Genomic DNA, 17649 nt, shown 5'->3' with positions numbered 1-17649 from the left:
TTTTATCGCTCCAAGTACAGGTCAGATTCGGCGTCGACGTCACGAAGGCTCCACAAGGTGGGAATCGCCCTGGTGAGGTCGGTGTCGGTGTGTGTACAGAGCAGCGCCGTGTCGGGATTGCGACGCTCGCTCCGCTTGAAGCGAGGCTGGGCCTCGTAGACCAGCTTGTCGTTGTCATCAGCCAGTTGGACCCACTTGGCGATGATGTCGTTGAGGTCCTTCTCCGTGCTGGCCACTTCGTCTTTGTCCACTGCACCGACCCGGGCCAAGATCACGTCTTTCAACTCCTCGATCCGACTCATATGATCGCTCACGGCTGCCGCCCCGCGGTTGAGTCGAAACTCCGGATAGAAGAGCCTGGCCATGCCCACTAGTACGGCGTGAAGCGCCCGGTCCCGGGCACGTGGCGAGAAAGGCGTGACGCTGGTCGACTCGACCTGCCGGTAGAGGGCCGAGTGGTAGGGCACGAAGCTCTCGTAGTGCGAGCGGTCACGCGATCGGTTCGCGTTGTAGAGCATGACGACCAGACCCGGGTGCTGACGACCCACCCGACTGCTCGACTGGATGTACTCGGCGGTGGTCTGGGGCTGTCCCATGATGGCCATAAGGCCAAGTCGGTCCACATCCACCCCAACCGAAATCATGTTGGTGGCGAGCACGGTGTCGAAGGCCCGCTCGTCCGGGTGCTTGATCTCCAGCTCCTTCAACCGTGTCGGGATATCGCTGGACTTGACCCGGCTGGTGAGCTCTGTGTTCTGGTCCGCCGCCCGCTGTACTTGCTCATGCCGCTCGGCCAGCATCTTCAATCGCTCCTGGACGTCGGCGGCCACCTGCAGCTCGGCCGCGGCCAGGATGCGGAGGCTGCTGAAATACCCAACCAGCGTCCAGTAAGGGTCCCTGACGTCGTCGGAGCCCTCGACGACCTTGGCATGGTGCAGCAGCGCCGCGTAGGCCCGGATCAGGAGTGTCGCCTGACTGAGGTTCGGGGCGAGTAATCCCAGGTAGTACCGTGAGGCCTTGCCCTCGGCCGGGGTTTCCACCGCGAACCAGGAGTCGCGGGCATCGAGCCCGGCCGGCGGGAACTGGGCGACCTCCCGGTCAAAGAGCCGCCTGACCTGATCCTTCGCGCGTCGGATGGTCGCGGTCGAGGCGATGATTTTGGGCCTTTCTGCGACCGCGTCGATCGCGGTCTCGTAAAGGCCGGTGAGGCTGCCCAGCGGGCCCGAGATCAGATGGAGCTCGTCTTGCACGATCAGTTCCGGCGGCGGAATCTCCTTCCGGTCGCAGTTGAAGAGCGCTGCCACTTCGGGACGCCAGGTGATCTGGGCGAACTTGTCGACGGTCGCGATGATCAGCGTCGGCCGGACCACGTAGATTTTTTCGTCCACCACATGGACGGGAAGCTCGTTGTGGAACTCACAGTCGGAGTCAGCACAGTAGATGCGCATCCGGGAACTCTCGACATCCACCTCATACTCGTCCGGTCCCATGGGGGTGCCGCACCACGGGCAGAACCGTAGCTGGACCGGGTTTTCCTTGTGCAGCTCCTTTCCGTCACGGAGCTTCTTGAGGTTGGCGGCGGCATCCTTGAGCTTGTTCGGGGTGGCAGCGGCGCCCACCCACATGCCGATGGAGATGGTCTCGTCGCCGAGCTCCTTCGGCCTCGCGTCACGGATGGTCTCCATCGCGCAGATCAGCGCAGCGGCTCGCTCGAACTGCTGCAGGGTCAGCAGGCGAAGCGTGTACCGCATGATCGCGGTAACACCGCCCCCCGCCTTACCCTTGCGCAGCCGACGGAGGAAGACCGTGAAGGCGATGATGCCCAGGTAGGCCTCGGTCTTGCCGCCACCGGTCGGGAACCACAGCAGGTCCGCCCTGTCACGGTCCGGGTGGTCCGGGTCGACGATGCCGTCCAGGCAAAGCAGGAGGAAAGCGATCTGGAACGGACGCCAGAAGCCCTTGGCGACCTCCGGCTCTCCCTTTCGTCCGTTCTTGATCCAACTGGTCCGAGCTCGCTGGACCGCCATGGCCTCATTGGCGTAGCGGAAGGCGGCCATCACCTGCGGCTCCTGCTGCAGGGTTTCGATACCGGAGACCATCCGGTCGCAGGCGATCTCGCACAGCCTGATTTGATCCCGCGCCGCCTGGGCGAACTCGGTGTCACCCAGCAACCGGGACTCCTCGGCCCGCTCCGCGATCCAGGCCCGGTACCCCTCAACCAGTCCACGCAGTCCGGCCAGGATCTCATTGTCGGGCTTGTCCGCTAGATCAATCATGCGCAGCGCCTCGTCATCGATCTCCGGGTTGGAGTCGGTGAGCAACACCTCGCGAGTCGGAACGAACTCGCTCCAGACTGCCGCGACCCCCGGCAGCGTACTCTTGAGCAGCGCCTCATCCCGCGGCGCGGGCGGCGTCCAGTCCCAGTCGCCAGCACAGCCGTGCCCGACGGCGAACGTGGGCGCGTAGCGATAGAGCAGGCGGTTGGTCTTGATCTCTTCTTCATCCGCCCCCACGGGTACCGGCCGCTCCACGAATGGCTCGGTGCCCTCGACCCCGGAGACGTGAATCTTCGGCTGGAAGAAGGCGTAGGCATCCCAGATGCCGCCTGGCTTCATCTCGTGGGTGTTGACAAGTGCCGCTGTGATGGCGACCGCACCGTTCTTAGGCTTACGCACTCGCACGCGAAGCTCCAACCCGGGGGCCAGGGGAATGGGCTTCGGGCTGGGTTCGAGCACATTCACGGTGACCGGCACCAGGTCGAGCTGTCTGCGGCGCCAGCGAAGGGGTTGCTCATCGATGGCACGGCGCTCGGCTCTCTGGGCCTTCACCGGACGCCCAGACTCGTCCTCCGGTTCGTAAACGGCGGCCGTGACCTTAACCGTGATCGCCAGCGAAACGTCGGGATCGACGCCGAAAGTCAGACCCATCGAGGATGGAGCCTGATTGTTGGCCAGGGAAACTCCGGTGTCGGGGGCATCGTCCTTGACCTTGTTCTCCGAACCGAGGTCGATGTCGCGTTCCATAGCCTCTTCGGTCACCACCTCCCGGTCCCGACGCTGCGGGTAAAGCACCCCTGAGGCGTAGGTCGTCGCTGGCGAGTCCTTGAGGATCTCGTCCTCGCCACCCACCGGGCCGACCGTGTCGAGCCTGAGACGTTCAACCAACTCGGCCCGAAAGGCGTAGTGCTCACTGCGCTTCGACATCGACTTCCTTCTTGTCCCAGGTGAAGGTGGACAGGCCGACGAGGCGCGGCGCCAACCAAACACCGTGCTCGTCGAGGCCGGCACGAATTCCCGCTGCCACATTCCCGGCGACGGTCTCCACCACGTCAATATGGACACCAGAGATATGCGCCGGAAAGTTTCGTGGGATGTAGTTGTTGCCGTTCTTCAGGTGCTTGTAAAGGTCCTTGCGGAATTTCTCCGACGTCGTCCCGATGGGCCTGCCGTTGTGCAGAAGGAGGTAGGGAGGGCTCTCCAGAGTCCCGATCGGCTCCGAATAGCACCTTTCCAACTCCACCACATCTCCTGGCCTTACGGCTGTCGCCAGGTAGTCCTGCAACACGGTCGCATCCTCGTCGAAATCGACCGTGCCCGCCGGATATTCGGTAAGCACATCCCCGCTCTGCAGCTCCAGCCCCATCCGCATCCAACCCTTGTGACCGGGCCGGAACCAGCGAAAGGTGCGCTTGTCCACCTTGACGTACCGAAGAGCGGTGCCCAACCGATAGAGCTCCTCACGGGGCCTGGTCATCGCCACGTAGAGCAGCCGCGCCTCCTCGGCCGCGTCCCGCTCGTCCCCATTGCGCCCTTCACGCATAGACCCCGGGTCCAGCACGAGGACCCGGTCGAACTCCAGGCCCTTGGCCCGGTGAAAGGAGGAGATCACGAGCTTGGCCGGCGGCTGCGCGGTCAACTCGTCGGGCAGGCGACCGGCGGCTACAGCCGTACGCACCTTGGACAAATCGAGCAGCCGATCCGAGCCTCTGTCAGAGCCGGTGCGCCGGAGCAGCCGCCAGAGCCGATTGGCATCGGATCGTGCCACCAGCTCGTCGAACTTCTCCCGACTGATCGTGGAGGAGTCCCACTTGGCCATGAGCTCCCCTAGCCAGGCCGGGACGGCCCGATCACGGGCCGAGCGCTGCAGGCGGTGCGGAACCCCGAGGGTACGGAGCCTCTCGGAGATCAGCAGTGCCTGGCCGTTCGTCCGACACAAGATCGCTGTGAATCCGCCGTAACTTCTCAGCGCGTCCGCAGCCAGCTCGTCGAGGTCGCCGAAGTCCATGACGCCGTTAAGCGTGACCCGCAAGTCGTCATAGAGCTTTTCCCCCTCCACATTGGCCGACTCGGACAGTTCCCGCAGGCGCGGCCCGAATTTCAGGGCGGCCTTGGCCTCGTCCGTCCTCGCCCGGAAGTTCTCGGTCAGGGTCAGCTCAATCAGGTCCTCACGAAAGGTGCGGCGAAGCCATTCGAAGAACCGGTTCGTTTCCTGGCTACGCGCCCTCGGGTCCCGGACTGTGAAGCCGTAGATGGATTGGGCAGGGTCGCCGACCACGGTGAACCCGCAGTCATAGCGGTCGAGCAGCGCCTCCACCAGGTCTCGACGCTCACCGACCAGATCCTGGACTTCGTCGATGACCACATGACAAAGACCGTGCTCATATAGTTCGTCGGACCTCCCGCGATCAACCGCGTTCGTCGCCCCTATGATCCGCTCGTCAAATGACTTATCTGCCCACTCGCCCATGGCGTCGACCTGGGTGAGCAGGTTGAGCGCCCAGGAGTCGAAGGTCTGCACCCGGACGAACCTGGCTGCTTCGCCGTACTTGGAAAGCCTGTTCTTGAGTTCGCGTACGGCTGCGCGGGAGAAGGTAAGCACCAGGATCTCCCCGGCGCTCAGGTCCTCCTCCGACACCAGCCAGTCCAGCCGACGGACCAGGGTGTGGGTCTTGCCCGAGCCCGCCTGGGCCGTGACCAGGATCCGTGCCGAAGCGGGCTGCTCGACCATAGCCCGCTGCTCGGCGGTGAGCGGGGGGAAGCCTTCGTAGGCGTCGCTCACTTGTTGCTCCAGAGGTATTCAAACTGAGTGAAGGCCAGTTGACGGTCGTAGTTGACGATGTTGTCGGCGACGTCGAGGATCAGGCAGGTCTCCTTGCCGCCGTTCTTCCGGCCACGCAGACCACGGCCGATCATCTGCTGATAAACGTTCGGGCTGTAGGTAGGACGAGCAACGATGACCACCTCGGTGGCGGGGGCGTCGAAGCCCTGGGCGAGCACGCCGTAGTTGGTCAGGACCCGAATCTGCCGATTCCGAAACTTTTCGATCAACGTGCGCCGATCGGCGTCCGGGGTGCCGGAGTCGATAGCCGCGGACCTGATGCCGAGACCGTTGAGTTGCGCCGCCATGAGCTTGGCGTGGTTGACCGATGCGGCAAACAGCAGGACTGGGCTGTCCTCCGGAAGCACTTGGATCTCCCGAATCAACACCTGGTTACGCTCGGTGTCCCGGCCCAGCTTTTCCTCCACGGTGGAGGGCAGCCTGGCGCCCTCGAACGCGGTTGCCAGCCTCAGGTCTTCCGCCGAGAGTTCAAGGGTCATGCCCTTGAGCTGTCGATGGTCGACCTTCGCCAACACCCCCAGATCCTGCAGCTCCGCGTACGGGTCACCGGTCGTGAAGATGCCCTCGTCGAGACGGTTCCCGCCGTAGCGTTCCACCAGACGATTGGTCTCGGTCTCGTTGAAGCCACGGTACGGCGTAGCGGTTAGGCCGATCAGAGGGCGCGACGTTTCGCGGAACGTGAGGCCCATGGATGTCAGGAGGCGGGTGTACCGGGGAGTGATCGATGCGTGCGCCTCATCGATGACGACGATCGCCGGGTTGCGCAGCCATGCGTACTCCGCGGTGTCCAGGCACACATCCAGCTTCGCGTCAGTAGCCACCACCAACTGGGCACCGTCCTTGACCGGAGCCGCTTCCCTACCCGACCAGAGGCGGTTGATGGTGAGCAGCTCGCTGGGCCCGGTGTGCGACCAGACGAATTGCCAGCTCTGGACCGCCTGCTCACACAGCTCCTCACTCTGCGCGATCCAGAGGACGGGCCGGCCGCCGAGCCCTTTCTCCTTAATCACCCTGATGATGGCTTCGGAGGCCACTCGCGTCTTGCCAGCACCAGTCGGCAAGCAGAGCATCGCCCGTGGCGCGTCGTACTTGTTCAGCAAATCGACGGCCTTCTGCGCCAGCCGCTCCTGATACTCGTGTAGTCGGGGGAAGTTCCTCGGCCCCAGGACCTTCTCCACGGGCGGGAGCGTCTCCGCCTTCGTCCCCGCGTATTCGCCGGGAAATCCGAGATCATTGACGACACGTGTGGAAGTCGCGTCCCCCCGGAAACCGGCCGAGAGCTGAGGGAAGGAGGCTTCGATGTCCTTGCGGTAGATCCGCAGGACTTCGGTGCCGTAGGCATTGTGCGCAAGCTCGGCGATGCGGCGCTCGTCGGCGCCGACACCCTTGCCGGCCTCGTCGCTCTCCAGAAGCCCCTCCGGGAGCCCGTTCTTCAGCACCTCGGCCCCCACCAGGAGAAGGAGCTTTTCGGGCAGGCTCTCGGTGCGGCGGATCTCCTGCACCCGCTGGTTCTTGCGCTCCTGCTCACGCCTGTCGAGGATGCCCTTACAAGCGACGTGCCCCAGCCCCAGCTTGAGAATGCGATCCACGTGAATGAGTACTTGAAGGTCATCGACCGGCAGACGCACCAGGACCTTGTGCTCCTGAGTGAAAGGGACGGCGGCGATCGACTGGGTACGCATGCCGTTGGGAGTCCGAATGATCTCCTCCAACTCGTCGCACCTGAGTGTGGACCAGCCCTCGACCTGCGAGCCGCGCAGCTGCTTAAGGTAGGGGAACTCCTGCAGCAGTGGGAGGGACTCCGACTGCGAAACGTGGCGGATCTCCCTTTGGATCACGTCCGAGGGCGCGAGCATTCCCCAGGATTCCCGCATCGTCTCTGCAAGCGAGTCCGTGGGCACGAGCAGCGCCGGGATGCGTTCACGGACGAGCGCGTCGTACTCGCTGCGGGCCGCCGTGACGGCAATCTTGCTGTCTTCGACGTCGCTACGCCATTCGTCGCCTACACGACACCGCGTGGTCGCTCCCTCGGGGAAGTTGGCGCCCACCTCGAACATGAGGGCATACACCTGCCCGGGAAACGCGTCCTCCGCGGAGTTGGAGGCTTCTTCCACAAGGTCGGTCCAGGTGGCGTCGGACAGACCGCTCAGCTCGTGGGGAAGTCCCAGCATGGCTGCGACGCTCGGGGAGACGTCTGCCACGGGCAGAATAGCCTTGTGGGCACTCAGCTCCGGCCCGACGCACTCCCGGACCGCCCGCAATTCCCGGGAGGTCTGCAGGTAGCCGTAACGGCGGCAGAGCCACCGAATCGGGGAAGGAATCGGACGGCGACTGGCGACCTTGTTTCCCGACTGCATGGTCCAGTTCGTGACCACGCCACCACCCGGAATAGCCTTGAGGAACGCCGCGCGTCCCTCCTTGGAGAGCGTCGTAAAGAGGTGGAGTGGGCCGGCCGGACTGGTTCCATCGAAGTGCATCCTGGCCAGGGTCGGACGAGCCTCGCTGGCTGGCAGCTTGGCGACATATGCCTTCCAGTACGCCTCTTTGTAGTCGGCGAACCACTCATCTCCATCGGGGTCGACGTTGACCACGGGGCCGTCGAGAAGGCCGAGCTCGGGCAGGACCCCACGATCGGGACCGTGGAAGCTCATATCGACGGCGATCTGCCCGTCACGTGATCCGTCCGAAGGGACCACACGTCCGGGCAGCAGACAGTCACGGATTCGCCGAAACGTGCCCATCAGGGTCTTGACTTTGAGCTCCTTGGCGGTGTTGATGTCACGGCCTCGGAATGCCTGCAGTACACCCGACGGTCCTGCCAATCGCGCCAGCTCCCAGAAGGCCAACCAGTCGCGATCTGTGTAACCCACGAAGCCACGCTCGACAACCGATGCGAAACGCCCCACATGATGGGCCTCGTGGATGCCAAGTGAATCCAGTGCACGCATGATCACGTTCTGGCCAGCGTAGACGTTCTCGTCCATGTAGATGGTGTTGTCTGCCAACCCATCGGCGGTGGACCGCCGAAACACCGAGTTCGACGGCGCGACCATCCCAAGGTTCTCCGTGAGGACGATTCGCGCACGCATGGCATCTTCGATCTGCTTGTGGCCATGCCGCTTCATATCCGCGAGGATCAAGATCGCGCGGGCAGAGGCCTCGGGGGATCCATCGGCGACGAGAGCCTCCAGCCAGTCCTTGACCGTGGCGGCATCCACACCGGCGTGCCTCAGGATTTGATTCACCCCGTCGCGACGGTAGTCGGCCTTCTCCACGGAGTGGTGGATCCAGTTCGTGGGTCGGCCGGGGTGCTCCCGCCACCACAGCAGCCATTCAGATCGCAGCTCAGCCGGGTGCACATGCACCTCCCCAGGAGCACCAAAGCCGTCCGCCTGATCTGGAAAGACCGGAAATGTCGCCGCCGTTGACCAGATCTTGGCAACCAGTTCGGTCGCCGCCCACTGCGGCTCTTCCCTACCACGTGCCGGTGCGAAGTCCAGATAGACGCTGGGATCGTTGGGACGGGCAAGGGCCGGGAAGGATGAGACAACGAGCCTAGCCATCTCAGAGATCAGCTCTTCGTTGAACCGGTTGCCCGCGTAAAGGTTCTGCCTGTCCTCGCTGGTCTTCCAGGGCGCGTTGACGATTCCCCTGAGAGTGGTCGCGTAGTTGGTCGGAAAGTAGGCCCAGAACTGTCCCCGATCCGATGGGCGCCCCACCGAGTCCGACACGGCCCAGGCGAGGTCGATCTTGGGACGGTCATGAAGTTCACCCGCCTCGGCCAGCGCCTTGGATGAGGGCTCGTAGACCGCGGTGAAGACCCGCCACTCCTCCTTCTTCTCGTCGATCTCACGCGAACCTACCGTCAAGACCTTCCGGAGCTTTCGGCGGTCGCCATTGGCCTGCTGAAAGATCTGCCGCTTGGCAACCTGACCATTGAGACGCTTCTCCAGGGTCACCGTGCCCACATGGGGCGAGAAGAGCGAGAATTCGGCGGGAAACCCATCGATGTCCTTGGCAAGTCGTTTAACGGCACCCGACTTGAGCGGAAGTCGAACCACGGTCGTGGCCCAGCTCAGCAGCTCCTTGAGCACCGGGTCGGCGGCAACGGCACGATCCCGATCGAGCGGGCGTGCCATCCGGAGAACCGGGGTATCCATCTCCCGCGCTTCCGGCTGCACTCGCCTGATCTCCTGCTCCGCCCATTCCCGGTCGAAGCCGAAGCTCCTGTCGCCCTCCCGGCTAAAGAACTCCGGAACGTCGGTGACGCTCAGAACGGACTTCACGCCGACGCCGAAGCGGCCGATCTGACCACCGCGTTTACGCGAAACGCCCATGCGAAGAATGGTGTCCGCACCCTCGGGAGTCATGGCGCTTCCTCGATTGGCACAGTAAAGGTGGCTCTCGGTGAGAACCACGGCGATCTCGCCTTCGGGGTCGTTCCTCAGCTCGTCGGCGCCGTTCTGGACGAGCTCGTAGATCTGGCGATCACCGTACCCACCCTCGGAGATGCGGCGTTCTCCGTTGGCATGCTCCTGAATGAGACCGGGGTCGATTTTGTAGGTCTCCAGCACACGGGTGGTTTGTTCGAGGACGACTTGGAGGACACTGGGCTCTTCGCTGCTCATGCAGTCGGCTCCCGAAGATGGAAATGACCTTGAAGGGGATTGAAGCTCGGACATGAAGGAAATTCGCGCACGCAAAACAGAACTCGGGTGACCACATTGCCGCCACCTTTGTCTGGACATGCTTAAATACGGCTTTATGCCGATAGAGCAAACTCAGGGCGATTGGACCGTTTTGGGCACAAATCACCCCTAGAAGAGCCTTTGCATCGACTCGCCGTCGGAGTAGAGAGTACATTTCCATAGTCACCCTCTGACACGCAAGAGGTAAAAATTCTCAACTTTCAGCCGCAACACCGCCATTCCCTGGCCCTTCAGACACCCTGCGCGGCTGACGCACCCCACCCCCATAGGGAATGACCCTCCAAGGTGATGTCAACCGCCGTTAAACGGTAACGTGGAGTGTCAAAGCGCACCACCGCCCACCTGGAGGAACTCCACGATGACGCAGGACGGCACCCCACGGGACGCCGAGGCCTTTGGCGCCTGGCTGGGCAGGCAGCTAAAGCGCAAGGGCATGAGCCAGTCCGACTTGGCTGGCGCCCTCGACGTGACCCGGGCCGCCGTCTCGGCGTGGATCACGGGGCGTGCCATGCCCAGGATCGAGAAGATTCACCAAATCGAGGAGGCTCTCGATCTCGCCGCCGGCGCCTCGGCCACCCGGGACGAGACGCCCGAGTCCAGCGGTTACGTCTCCTGGCACCATCGCCTCGCCCACTCCGACGGTGGCCGGGAGCTCGGCAACGCCGCGGCCTTCGCCTTCGACGCGTCCCTGGCCGTCACCGCCCGGGAAGCGACCCAGAACAGCCTGGACGAATGGTGGGACCGCACCCGACCGGTCCGCGTCCGCTTCACCCTGAACGAAATCTCCGGCGAGCGGCTCCGGCGACTCCAGGAAGCCATCCGTTGGGATGAGCTGGCACCCCACATCGAAGCAGCCAGTGACACCAAACACAAGGTGGGCCGAACCCTCTCCGATGGCCTCAACGAACTCCGCGAGACCGGAAAGCTTCTACTGCTCCGCATCGACGACTACAACGCCAACGGGTTGACCGGCCCCGAGTACGACGACGGTCGATTCGCCGCAGTCGTCCGCCGGCAACTCGAAAGCCGCAAGTCCGATGCCGCGGCCGGTGGTTCCTTCGGCCTGGGCAAGGCGACCATCTGGGGGGCCAGCCTGTTCGGCCTGGTCATCGTCAACAGCACCCTCTCCGAACCTTACGAGGGCCTGCGGGAACGCCGCATGATCGGCCGAATCGACCTACCCTGGCATGAGCTCAACGGCGTCCAGTACGCCGGACCCGCCTGGCTGGGAAACCGAGATCCGCTGCGGGAAGCGGCAGCCCGATCGTGGTGGGCGGGCGAACGCACCATCGAGGAGCTTCACCTCACCCGACATAGCTCCGACGCGGGCACGAGCTTCCTCGTCGTCGGCGCCCACGACCCGGCGGGCGAGGCGACAACCCTGGAGGAGATGCACCAGCTGCTGGTCCGCGGGCTCGCCAACGACTTCTGGGCTTCAATGGTCGGCGGAAGCGGACGATCACCCATGCTTGAGGTCTCCGTTCGAGCGCTGCGTGACGACAAGGAGGTGATCGCCGAAGAGCGAGTCGATCCCCACGTTTGCGAGCCGGCGCGGGCGCGAGCTGTACGGGCATTCCTTGATCGAACCACCGTGTCCCGGCTCGCCAAGACCGATGACGTGGTCGAGCTGTCCGTCCCTCTGACTGTGCCTCCGCTCAAGACCGACGCCGGCGACCGGCCCGTTGAGCATCGCGCGGTGCTCTTGGTGACGCTCGCGGCCAAGAGCAGCGAGAAGCCGAACCGGCTGATAGCCATGCGCGGCACCAGAATGACGATCTTGGACCGTCCCGTGACCGGGGTCCCGCTCGGCTCCCCGGAGTTCCAAGCGGTACTCCTCGCGGGTACGGCCGCCGACTCCGGGGCGAGCGCGGCCGAGGCGTTCCTTCGGGCCGCCGAGCCGCCGGAGCATAACGACTGGAAGCCGACCGAGGATCTGACCTCCACCTATGCGCGTGGCGCGACCACGAGGTTGAAGGAGTTCCGCAGAGCGGTCCTCGCCACGATCCGCACAGCCGTCAAGCCCGCCGAACCGGTCGGGGAGAGCGAGGCTCCGCCGGTGCTGCGGGATCTGACCGACCTCGGTCCCGCCCAAGCTCCCCGAACCAAGGGCTATCCCACGGTCAGGAGTGCCATCGGCGGGGTCGACAAGGACGGCGCCTGGCGGATCAGAGTCGAGGTCAAGCTGCCGGAGCGGGAAGATCCGTGGGTGCTTCGTCCGCTCTTGCGCTTCGCCACCCGCTCCGGCCCCAAACCCGAAGCCCGCTGGGCGTCACTGTCGGCCGAGTCGAACTGCGAGGTCAGTGGCGACATCCTGCTCTGCTCACCGAGAGAGCGCATCGCGGTCTTCACCGGGGTAAGCGAAGTAACCAGCCATCCCGCGGCCGGGCGCATGCTGGTCGCCGAGGTGAACCTGATTCAGGCCAAGGATGGTAGCCGATGAAGCGGATCATGCCCTACTCGGTGCTCGCCGGGGAGGTCACCATGAGCATTCGCGAGGTGCGACTCAACGACGTGGCTTTGCCGTACAGCGTGATCTCTGAGCAGGACCGCTCCATTGGCCTCCATGTGCACGGCGACGCAGACTGGTCTGTCGTACGGCTCGCGCTACGGGTCAACGTGCCGAGACACGAACTGGAGGCAAATCCCTGGTACAGCGTGGCGTTTCTCGCGACCGTCTCGGAGCGCGCCACCAACACTCACACGGCAGTCAAGCTCATGATGGGTCAACCGGGCGAATGGACCGGCGAGATCAACCTTCACCGCGACGACCACATCGGCCGGGTGCAGCTCTCCGGCCAGCTCGTGGCGACCGTGGACGACGAGCCCGGACGGGTGATCGCGACAGTCGAACGACCGTGGATTATCGACCTTCGTGCCCATTCTGCGGCTCGAAAGGAGTCTATCGAAACCCGATGGACGAACTTCGCCGACGATCCTGAGCTGGCGTGGTGTCGAAACGCCCCCTGGACGGTCACCATCACGGACCAATCAGCGACTCTTCATCTGAACAGCGGATTCGACGGTTTGCGTGCCGTATTGGAAAGCGGCAAGACGGCGGATCGCCCTGTGCGTGACGCATTGGCGGCTCAGATAGCGGCAGGCATGTGGACAGCTCTGTTCAACGAAGCCGCTCAGCACATCGATGACGCCCAGTGGCCGGATGGGTGGCGCGGTCTCGTGCTTCGCCGCATGCTTCCCGACCTGTTTCCCGGCCACTCCCCCGAGGGCGCGCTCCGGGAAATCGTCAATCGAGGCGTGGGCGGTATTCAGCCCCAGGTACTACATGCCGCGGCCAAACAGGCGAAGTTGCCGCGCACCCTGGGTGGATTGATTCGATCGCTGCACAAGACCGGGCCGGAGGAAGAGTGAGCAAGAAGCTGGGATTGCTGCCGGATGAGTCCGCGGCACGATTCCTGACCATCGGTGTGCTGGAGAACGGCGAACCATTACCATTTTTCGCGATCGACCAGGCCGCGGAGCCTTCATCATGGGATGCGGAGCCGATCCGGCAGCTTGTGGACGAAGCCGTGAAACGCTTCACACCGGCCGAACGAACTGCTGCCGACGCCTGGCTTGCTCCGATTCTCCACGCGACCCTCCGGCTGACCCGTCGTGAGGCAGCGGATTCCCGAATTTGGAACTACCTTGCCATACGGCTGGCACCCGATTATGTCTATTGGCGACACCTTAGCCGCGGAAATCCACCGACGGTGTCGCGAGTCAGGTTCTCCGGCCCGTTCCATTCGCAGGCGTTCGCCCGACTGTGGTGGGCGGCCGAACTTTTCCGCGATGGATCGAATTATGAGCCGGCCGTCGTGGCCTGCGGCAATCAGGATGTGCTGAACACCGTCCTCCGGTTGGAGGTGATTCTCCATCGGCCTACAGCTCAAGCAATCATCCGATTGCTTCGCACGGGGGTCATCCGCACTGGCCGCCAGGTCAACGCGCTCGCCCAGGCCGTGAATACAGCAGGCAGCACACTTTCCTACGAGGCGCTGGCCCCGGACAACCCTCGGGAGCCGGATGCCTATCGGGACTGGATCGAGGAGGTGGACAGCGTTCTGGTGCCCTACGACTCATTGCCGATCGGTCCTTTGGACGGCCGGGCACGGGACTCGTCGTTGGACGTGCTGGCCACACTCTTCAAGCAGATCTTCACTGAGAGCCCGGCCACAGGAGAAGTGCCGATTTAGCTCTGAGGCGATTGCTTCACCGGGAAGATCACCTATGCTCGACAGATCGAAACACAGGGAAAGACGACGCATGGACACGCGGTTCACCAGCCTGGAGATCGGCGCAGGTGTCGGCGGACAAGCACTCGGCCTAGCACGAGCTAGCTTCGACCCGGTTCTGGTGATCGACAACGACCCGCACGCCTGCCGCACCCTCCGCTTGAACCAACCCGGATGGAATGTCCTGGAGCTGGACTTCAACGAGTTCGTCGGCGCCGAACATGGGATCGAAACCGTTGACCTGATCTCTGGCGGGCTGCCGTCACAGCCCTACTCTGTCGCTGGGAAGCAGCAAGGAACGAAGGACGACCGCGACCTACTTCGGGCCTCGATCCGGCTCGCCACCGAGCTGCAGCCACGCGCCGTCCTGCTGGAGACCACGCCCTCGCTACTCATGCCCAAGTTCGTAGGTGTCCGGACAAACGTCGAAGAAGAGCTGAAACTCCTCGGCTACACCTGGTCGTGGATGGTGTTGGATGCCCAGAACTTCGGTGTTCCCCAGACCCGGAAGAGCTGCCTGCTCGTGGCAATGAGGTTGGATGATTTCGTCTTCTTCGAGTGGCCCTCACCCGTGTCGGAAGCCGGGGCGAGCGTCGGCGAAGTGTTAAGGGACTCGATGGCGAGCCGGGGTTGGCCCTTCGCAGACGCCTGGGCCTCGCGTGCAAATCGGGTCGCGCCGACGATCGTGGGCGGTTCCAAGAACCACGGGGGTGCGGACCTCGGTCCGACCCGCACCAAACAGCAGTGGCTGGAACTGGCGGTCAACGGCCACAGTCTCGGAGATGACGTCCCCGCACCCGACTTCGAGTTTGATCCTTCGCTCGGCCGGCACGGGGTGCCCAAACTAACCGTCGAACAGATCATGCTGCTACAGGGCTTGTCCCCCGACTGGGTCGTCACCGGCGGCAAAACCGCGCGCTACAAGCAGGTCGCCCAGGCAGTCCCGCCTCCGCTGGCCGAAGCCGTAGGCAGGCGTATCGCTACCGCACTCGCCCGTGGACCTCGATAAGGTGACGCCCATGACCTCCGGCACCACGTGTCCCTACCACATCATCGACCTCTTCGCCGGTCCCGGCGGTCTGGATGTGGCGGCGACCTGGCTGGGGCTCCCCGTCACCGGGATCGAGATCGACGACAATGCCTGCGCCACGCGCAAAGCGGCAAGCCTACTCACAACACAGGGCGATGTCCGCGACTTCGGTCCCAAGGACTTCCCCGACGCAAACGTCCTGACCGGCGGGCCACCGTGCCAGACCTACACCGTGGCCGGACGCGGGGCCGGACGTCAGGCACTCGATGAGGTGCTCGACTTCGCCCGACGGATGGACGCGGGTGAGGACGTCCGTGCCGAGCTCGACAAGATGCCCGATAAGCGCACCGGCCTGGTGTTGGAGCCTCTTCGGTGGGCGCTGGAGGCAATCGATCTGGATCGTCCCTACGAAGTGATCGTGCTGGAGCAGGTGCCCGCGGTCCTGCCCATCTGGGATGCCGTGGCCAAGATCCTCAGACCCAGAGGGTACGGCGTGGCCATCGGAGTCCTTCGCACCGAACAGTTCGGCGTGCCGCAGACGCGCAAGCGTGCCGTACTGATCGCACGCAGGAACACCACCGAAGTCGCTCTTCCCCAGCCCACCCACCGCGTCTACCGAAAGGGAGTCCCACGTAATCAGGGCGACCCGATGCTCAGGTCATGGATACCCATGGGGGAAGTGGTCCGTCGCGGGCAGAAATTCACCGTCGTCTCCAATTACGGGACCGGCGGCGACCCCAAGGAACGGGGGAAGCGCACCCACACCGACCCTTCCGCCACCGTCACCGGAAAAGTCTCCCGCAATCGCATCCAGGAAGACGGATCACGCTTTGACCCGTCCGAGGCGGGACAACTCCAGACCTTTCCCGCCGACTACCCGTGGAGTGCTGGCGACATCTCCCAGCAAATCGGCAACGCCGTACCCCCGCTGCTGGCGCTCCATGTCCTGGAGGCGGCACTCCAGTTGGGTACTGACCTCGACACGTGGGAAGCGTCCAAGCTGCCCCAATGGTCGGATACGACATTGCCTCATGGCGCAGCCGATCACCGGTAGAAGCCCGTGTGTTCGGCCTCCGCCCTTGGTCACGTGGTGATCCCCTCGAAGCGAGGAGGATTTTCTATGCGGCGATCAGCTGCTGACGCCTCGCTCTGGCGACCGCAGCGATCGATTTCCCGGTCTCGCGCACGATGCGCACCGCACCCGCCCGAAACTCCGTCTGGTCTCACCCATGACCCGACCCCCTTTGAGCTTCCCCCGCAGGGACTCTGCTGGAGTTGACCCGGTTTGGTGGACACCTGATCTCTGGGGAACCCTGGTTCCCGGAAGGAGTCCACTGTGCCGAACAACTATCCGCCGGAATTCCGCCGGCAGATGGTGGAACTGGTGCGCGCGGGACGGTCGTCGGAGGAACTGGCTCGCGAGTTCGAGCCCTCCGCCCAGTCGATCCGTACCTGGGTGCGCCAGGCCGACCTTGATGACGGTCGCCGTGCCGATGGCCTGACCAGCGTCGAAAAAGACGAGCTGGCCCGGCTGCGTCGCGAGGTCAAGCTTCTCCGCGAGGAGAAGGAGATCTTGCGTAAGGCCGCGGTTTTCTTCGCGCGGGAGACGGATCGGCCGAGATGAAGTTCCGGCTGATCGATGCGGAGCAAGACCACCACGACGTCTCCCTGCCGGCCCGGGTGCTGGGTGTGTCGCGCCAGGGCTACTACGCCTGGGCCGCCCGCCGTCGGCGCGGCCCGTCGACACGCGCCGACGGCGGGCTGATCGAGAAGATCCGTGCTCACCACGCCGCTTCAGATGAGATCTACGGAGCGCCGCGCATCCACGCCGATCTGCGCGAGCTCGACGGGATCTGCATCGGACGCAAGCGCGTGGCCCGGCTGATGCGCGCGGCCGGGCTGGCCGGGGTGAGCCGGCGCAGGGGCTGCCGCACCACGATCGCCGATCAGCATGCCGTCGCCGCGTCCGATCTGGTCAAACGAAAATTCAAAGCAGAAGAGCCGAACCGGATCTGGACCGCCGACATCACGTACGTGCTGACCTGGCAGGGCTTTGTCTACCTCGCGGTGGTGTTGGACGTGTTCTCCCGGCGCATCGTCGGCTGGGCGATGGCCGAGCACATGCGCACCGAGTTCGTCACCGACGCCCTGGCGATGGCGATCCACCAGCGTCGCCCCAGTCCTGGAGTGATCCACCACAGCGACAAGGGCGGGCAATATACCTCGATCGCCTTTGGTCGACGCTGTGCCCAGGCCGGGGTCCGGCCGTCGACGGGCCACACCGGGACGTGCTTCGACAACGCCATCACCGAGAGTTTCTTTGCCTCGCTGGAGTGCGAACTGCTCGACCGGCGCACCTTCCGCAGCAGGTCCGAGGCCGAACGCGCGGTGTTCGCTTATATCGAGGGGTTCTACAACCCGCGCCGCCGCCACTCAGCCAACGGCCAGCTCAGCCCGGCCGAGCACGAGCGCCGACACGCACTCAAGAACGTTCACGAAGGTGGCTATGCTGCCGCGTAGCCGAAAGCCCTGACGTGTCTACCGAACCGGGGCAACTCCA

At 64.2% G+C, this 17649-nt stretch carries 9 protein-coding genes; 6 read left to right on the top strand and 3 right to left on the bottom strand.

Annotated elements, in window-relative coordinates; translation table 11 throughout:
- Nucleotides 1–2: 2 nt before the first annotated feature.
- The 3 genes from ABT061_RS13095 to ABT061_RS13085 are packed head-to-tail and all read right to left on the bottom strand — an operon-like array spanning nucleotide 3 to nucleotide 9746.
- Entirely contained in the window at nucleotides 3–3203 is a 3201-nt protein-coding gene (locus ABT061_RS13095) for a helicase-related protein (RefSeq protein ID WP_350915921.1), read from the bottom strand.
- Complete coding sequence (locus ABT061_RS13090) at nucleotides 3187–5058, bottom strand: UvrD-helicase domain-containing protein (RefSeq protein WP_350915919.1); 1872 nt, start codon at nucleotides 5056–5058, stop codon at nucleotides 3187–3189. The genes ABT061_RS13095 and ABT061_RS13090 overlap by 17 nt, the downstream gene beginning before the upstream one ends.
- Complete coding sequence (locus ABT061_RS13085) at nucleotides 5055–9746, bottom strand: DEAD/DEAH box helicase (protein WP_350915918.1); 4692 nt, start codon at nucleotides 9744–9746, stop codon at nucleotides 5055–5057. Before ABT061_RS13085 ends, ABT061_RS13090 begins: the two co-directional genes overlap by 4 nt.
- A gap of 439 nt (nucleotides 9747–10185) precedes the next feature.
- On the opposite strand from ABT061_RS13085, the gene ABT061_RS13080 reads away from it, so the two are divergent.
- The 6 genes from ABT061_RS13080 to ABT061_RS13055 all read left to right on the top strand — a co-directional run bounded on the left by ABT061_RS13080 (nucleotide 10186) and on the right by ABT061_RS13055 (nucleotide 17609).
- Nucleotides 10186–12267, top strand: coding sequence for a helix-turn-helix domain-containing protein (locus ABT061_RS13080; RefSeq protein WP_350915916.1), 2082 nt, complete (start codon nucleotides 10186–10188; stop codon nucleotides 12265–12267).
- On the top strand, nucleotides 12264–13196 hold the full coding sequence (locus ABT061_RS13075) for a hypothetical protein (RefSeq protein WP_350915914.1): 933 nt from the start codon (nucleotides 12264–12266) through the stop codon (nucleotides 13194–13196). The genes ABT061_RS13080 and ABT061_RS13075 overlap by 4 nt, the downstream gene beginning before the upstream one ends.
- On the top strand, nucleotides 13193–14020 hold the full coding sequence (locus ABT061_RS13070; RefSeq protein WP_350915912.1) for a DUF6339 family protein: 828 nt from the start codon (nucleotides 13193–13195) through the stop codon (nucleotides 14018–14020). Before ABT061_RS13075 ends, ABT061_RS13070 begins: the two co-directional genes overlap by 4 nt.
- Nucleotides 14021–14090: 70 nt before the next feature.
- Nucleotides 14091–15068, top strand: a complete 978-nt coding sequence (locus ABT061_RS13065) for a DNA cytosine methyltransferase (RefSeq protein WP_350915910.1) — start codon at nucleotides 14091–14093, stop codon at nucleotides 15066–15068.
- 10 nt (nucleotides 15069–15078) lie between these two features.
- On the top strand, nucleotides 15079–16143 hold the full coding sequence (locus ABT061_RS13060) for a DNA cytosine methyltransferase (RefSeq protein ID WP_350915908.1): 1065 nt from the start codon (nucleotides 15079–15081) through the stop codon (nucleotides 16141–16143).
- Nucleotides 16144–16461: 318 nt separating this feature from the next.
- A protein-coding gene (locus ABT061_RS13055; RefSeq protein WP_350916157.1) for an IS3 family transposase occupies nucleotides 16462–17609 on the top strand; the annotation gives its coding sequence in 2 pieces (ribosomal slippage) (nucleotides 16462–16675 and nucleotides 16675–17609; 1149 coding nt in all).
- Nucleotides 17610–17649: the final 40 nt, after the last annotated feature.

Origin of the sequence: Streptosporangium sp. NPDC002544, from assembly GCF_040295965.1 — a bacterium.
In the GTDB taxonomy this organism is placed as follows: Bacteria; Actinomycetota; Actinomycetes; order Streptosporangiales; family Streptosporangiaceae; genus Streptosporangium.
Note: the sequence above shows the minus strand (reverse complement) of the source record. Positions and strands in the feature narration are given on the sequence as shown.

Coding starts and splice junctions, on each gene's coding strand:
- ABT061_RS13095 (WP_350915921.1), bottom strand. CDS start 3,203: ATGTCGAAGCGCAGTGAGCACTACGCCTTTCGGGCCGAGTTGGTTGAA.
- ABT061_RS13085 (WP_350915918.1), bottom strand. CDS start 9,746: ATGAGCAGCGAAGAGCCCAGTGTCCTCCAAGTCGTCCTCGAACAAACC.
- ABT061_RS13080 (WP_350915916.1), top strand. CDS start 10,186: ATGACGCAGGACGGCACCCCACGGGACGCCGAGGCCTTTGGCGCCTGG.
- ABT061_RS13075 (WP_350915914.1), top strand. CDS start 12,264: ATGAAGCGGATCATGCCCTACTCGGTGCTCGCCGGGGAGGTCACCATG.
- ABT061_RS13065 (WP_350915910.1), top strand. CDS start 14,091: ATGGACACGCGGTTCACCAGCCTGGAGATCGGCGCAGGTGTCGGCGGA.
- ABT061_RS13060 (WP_350915908.1), top strand. CDS start 15,079: ATGACCTCCGGCACCACGTGTCCCTACCACATCATCGACCTCTTCGCC.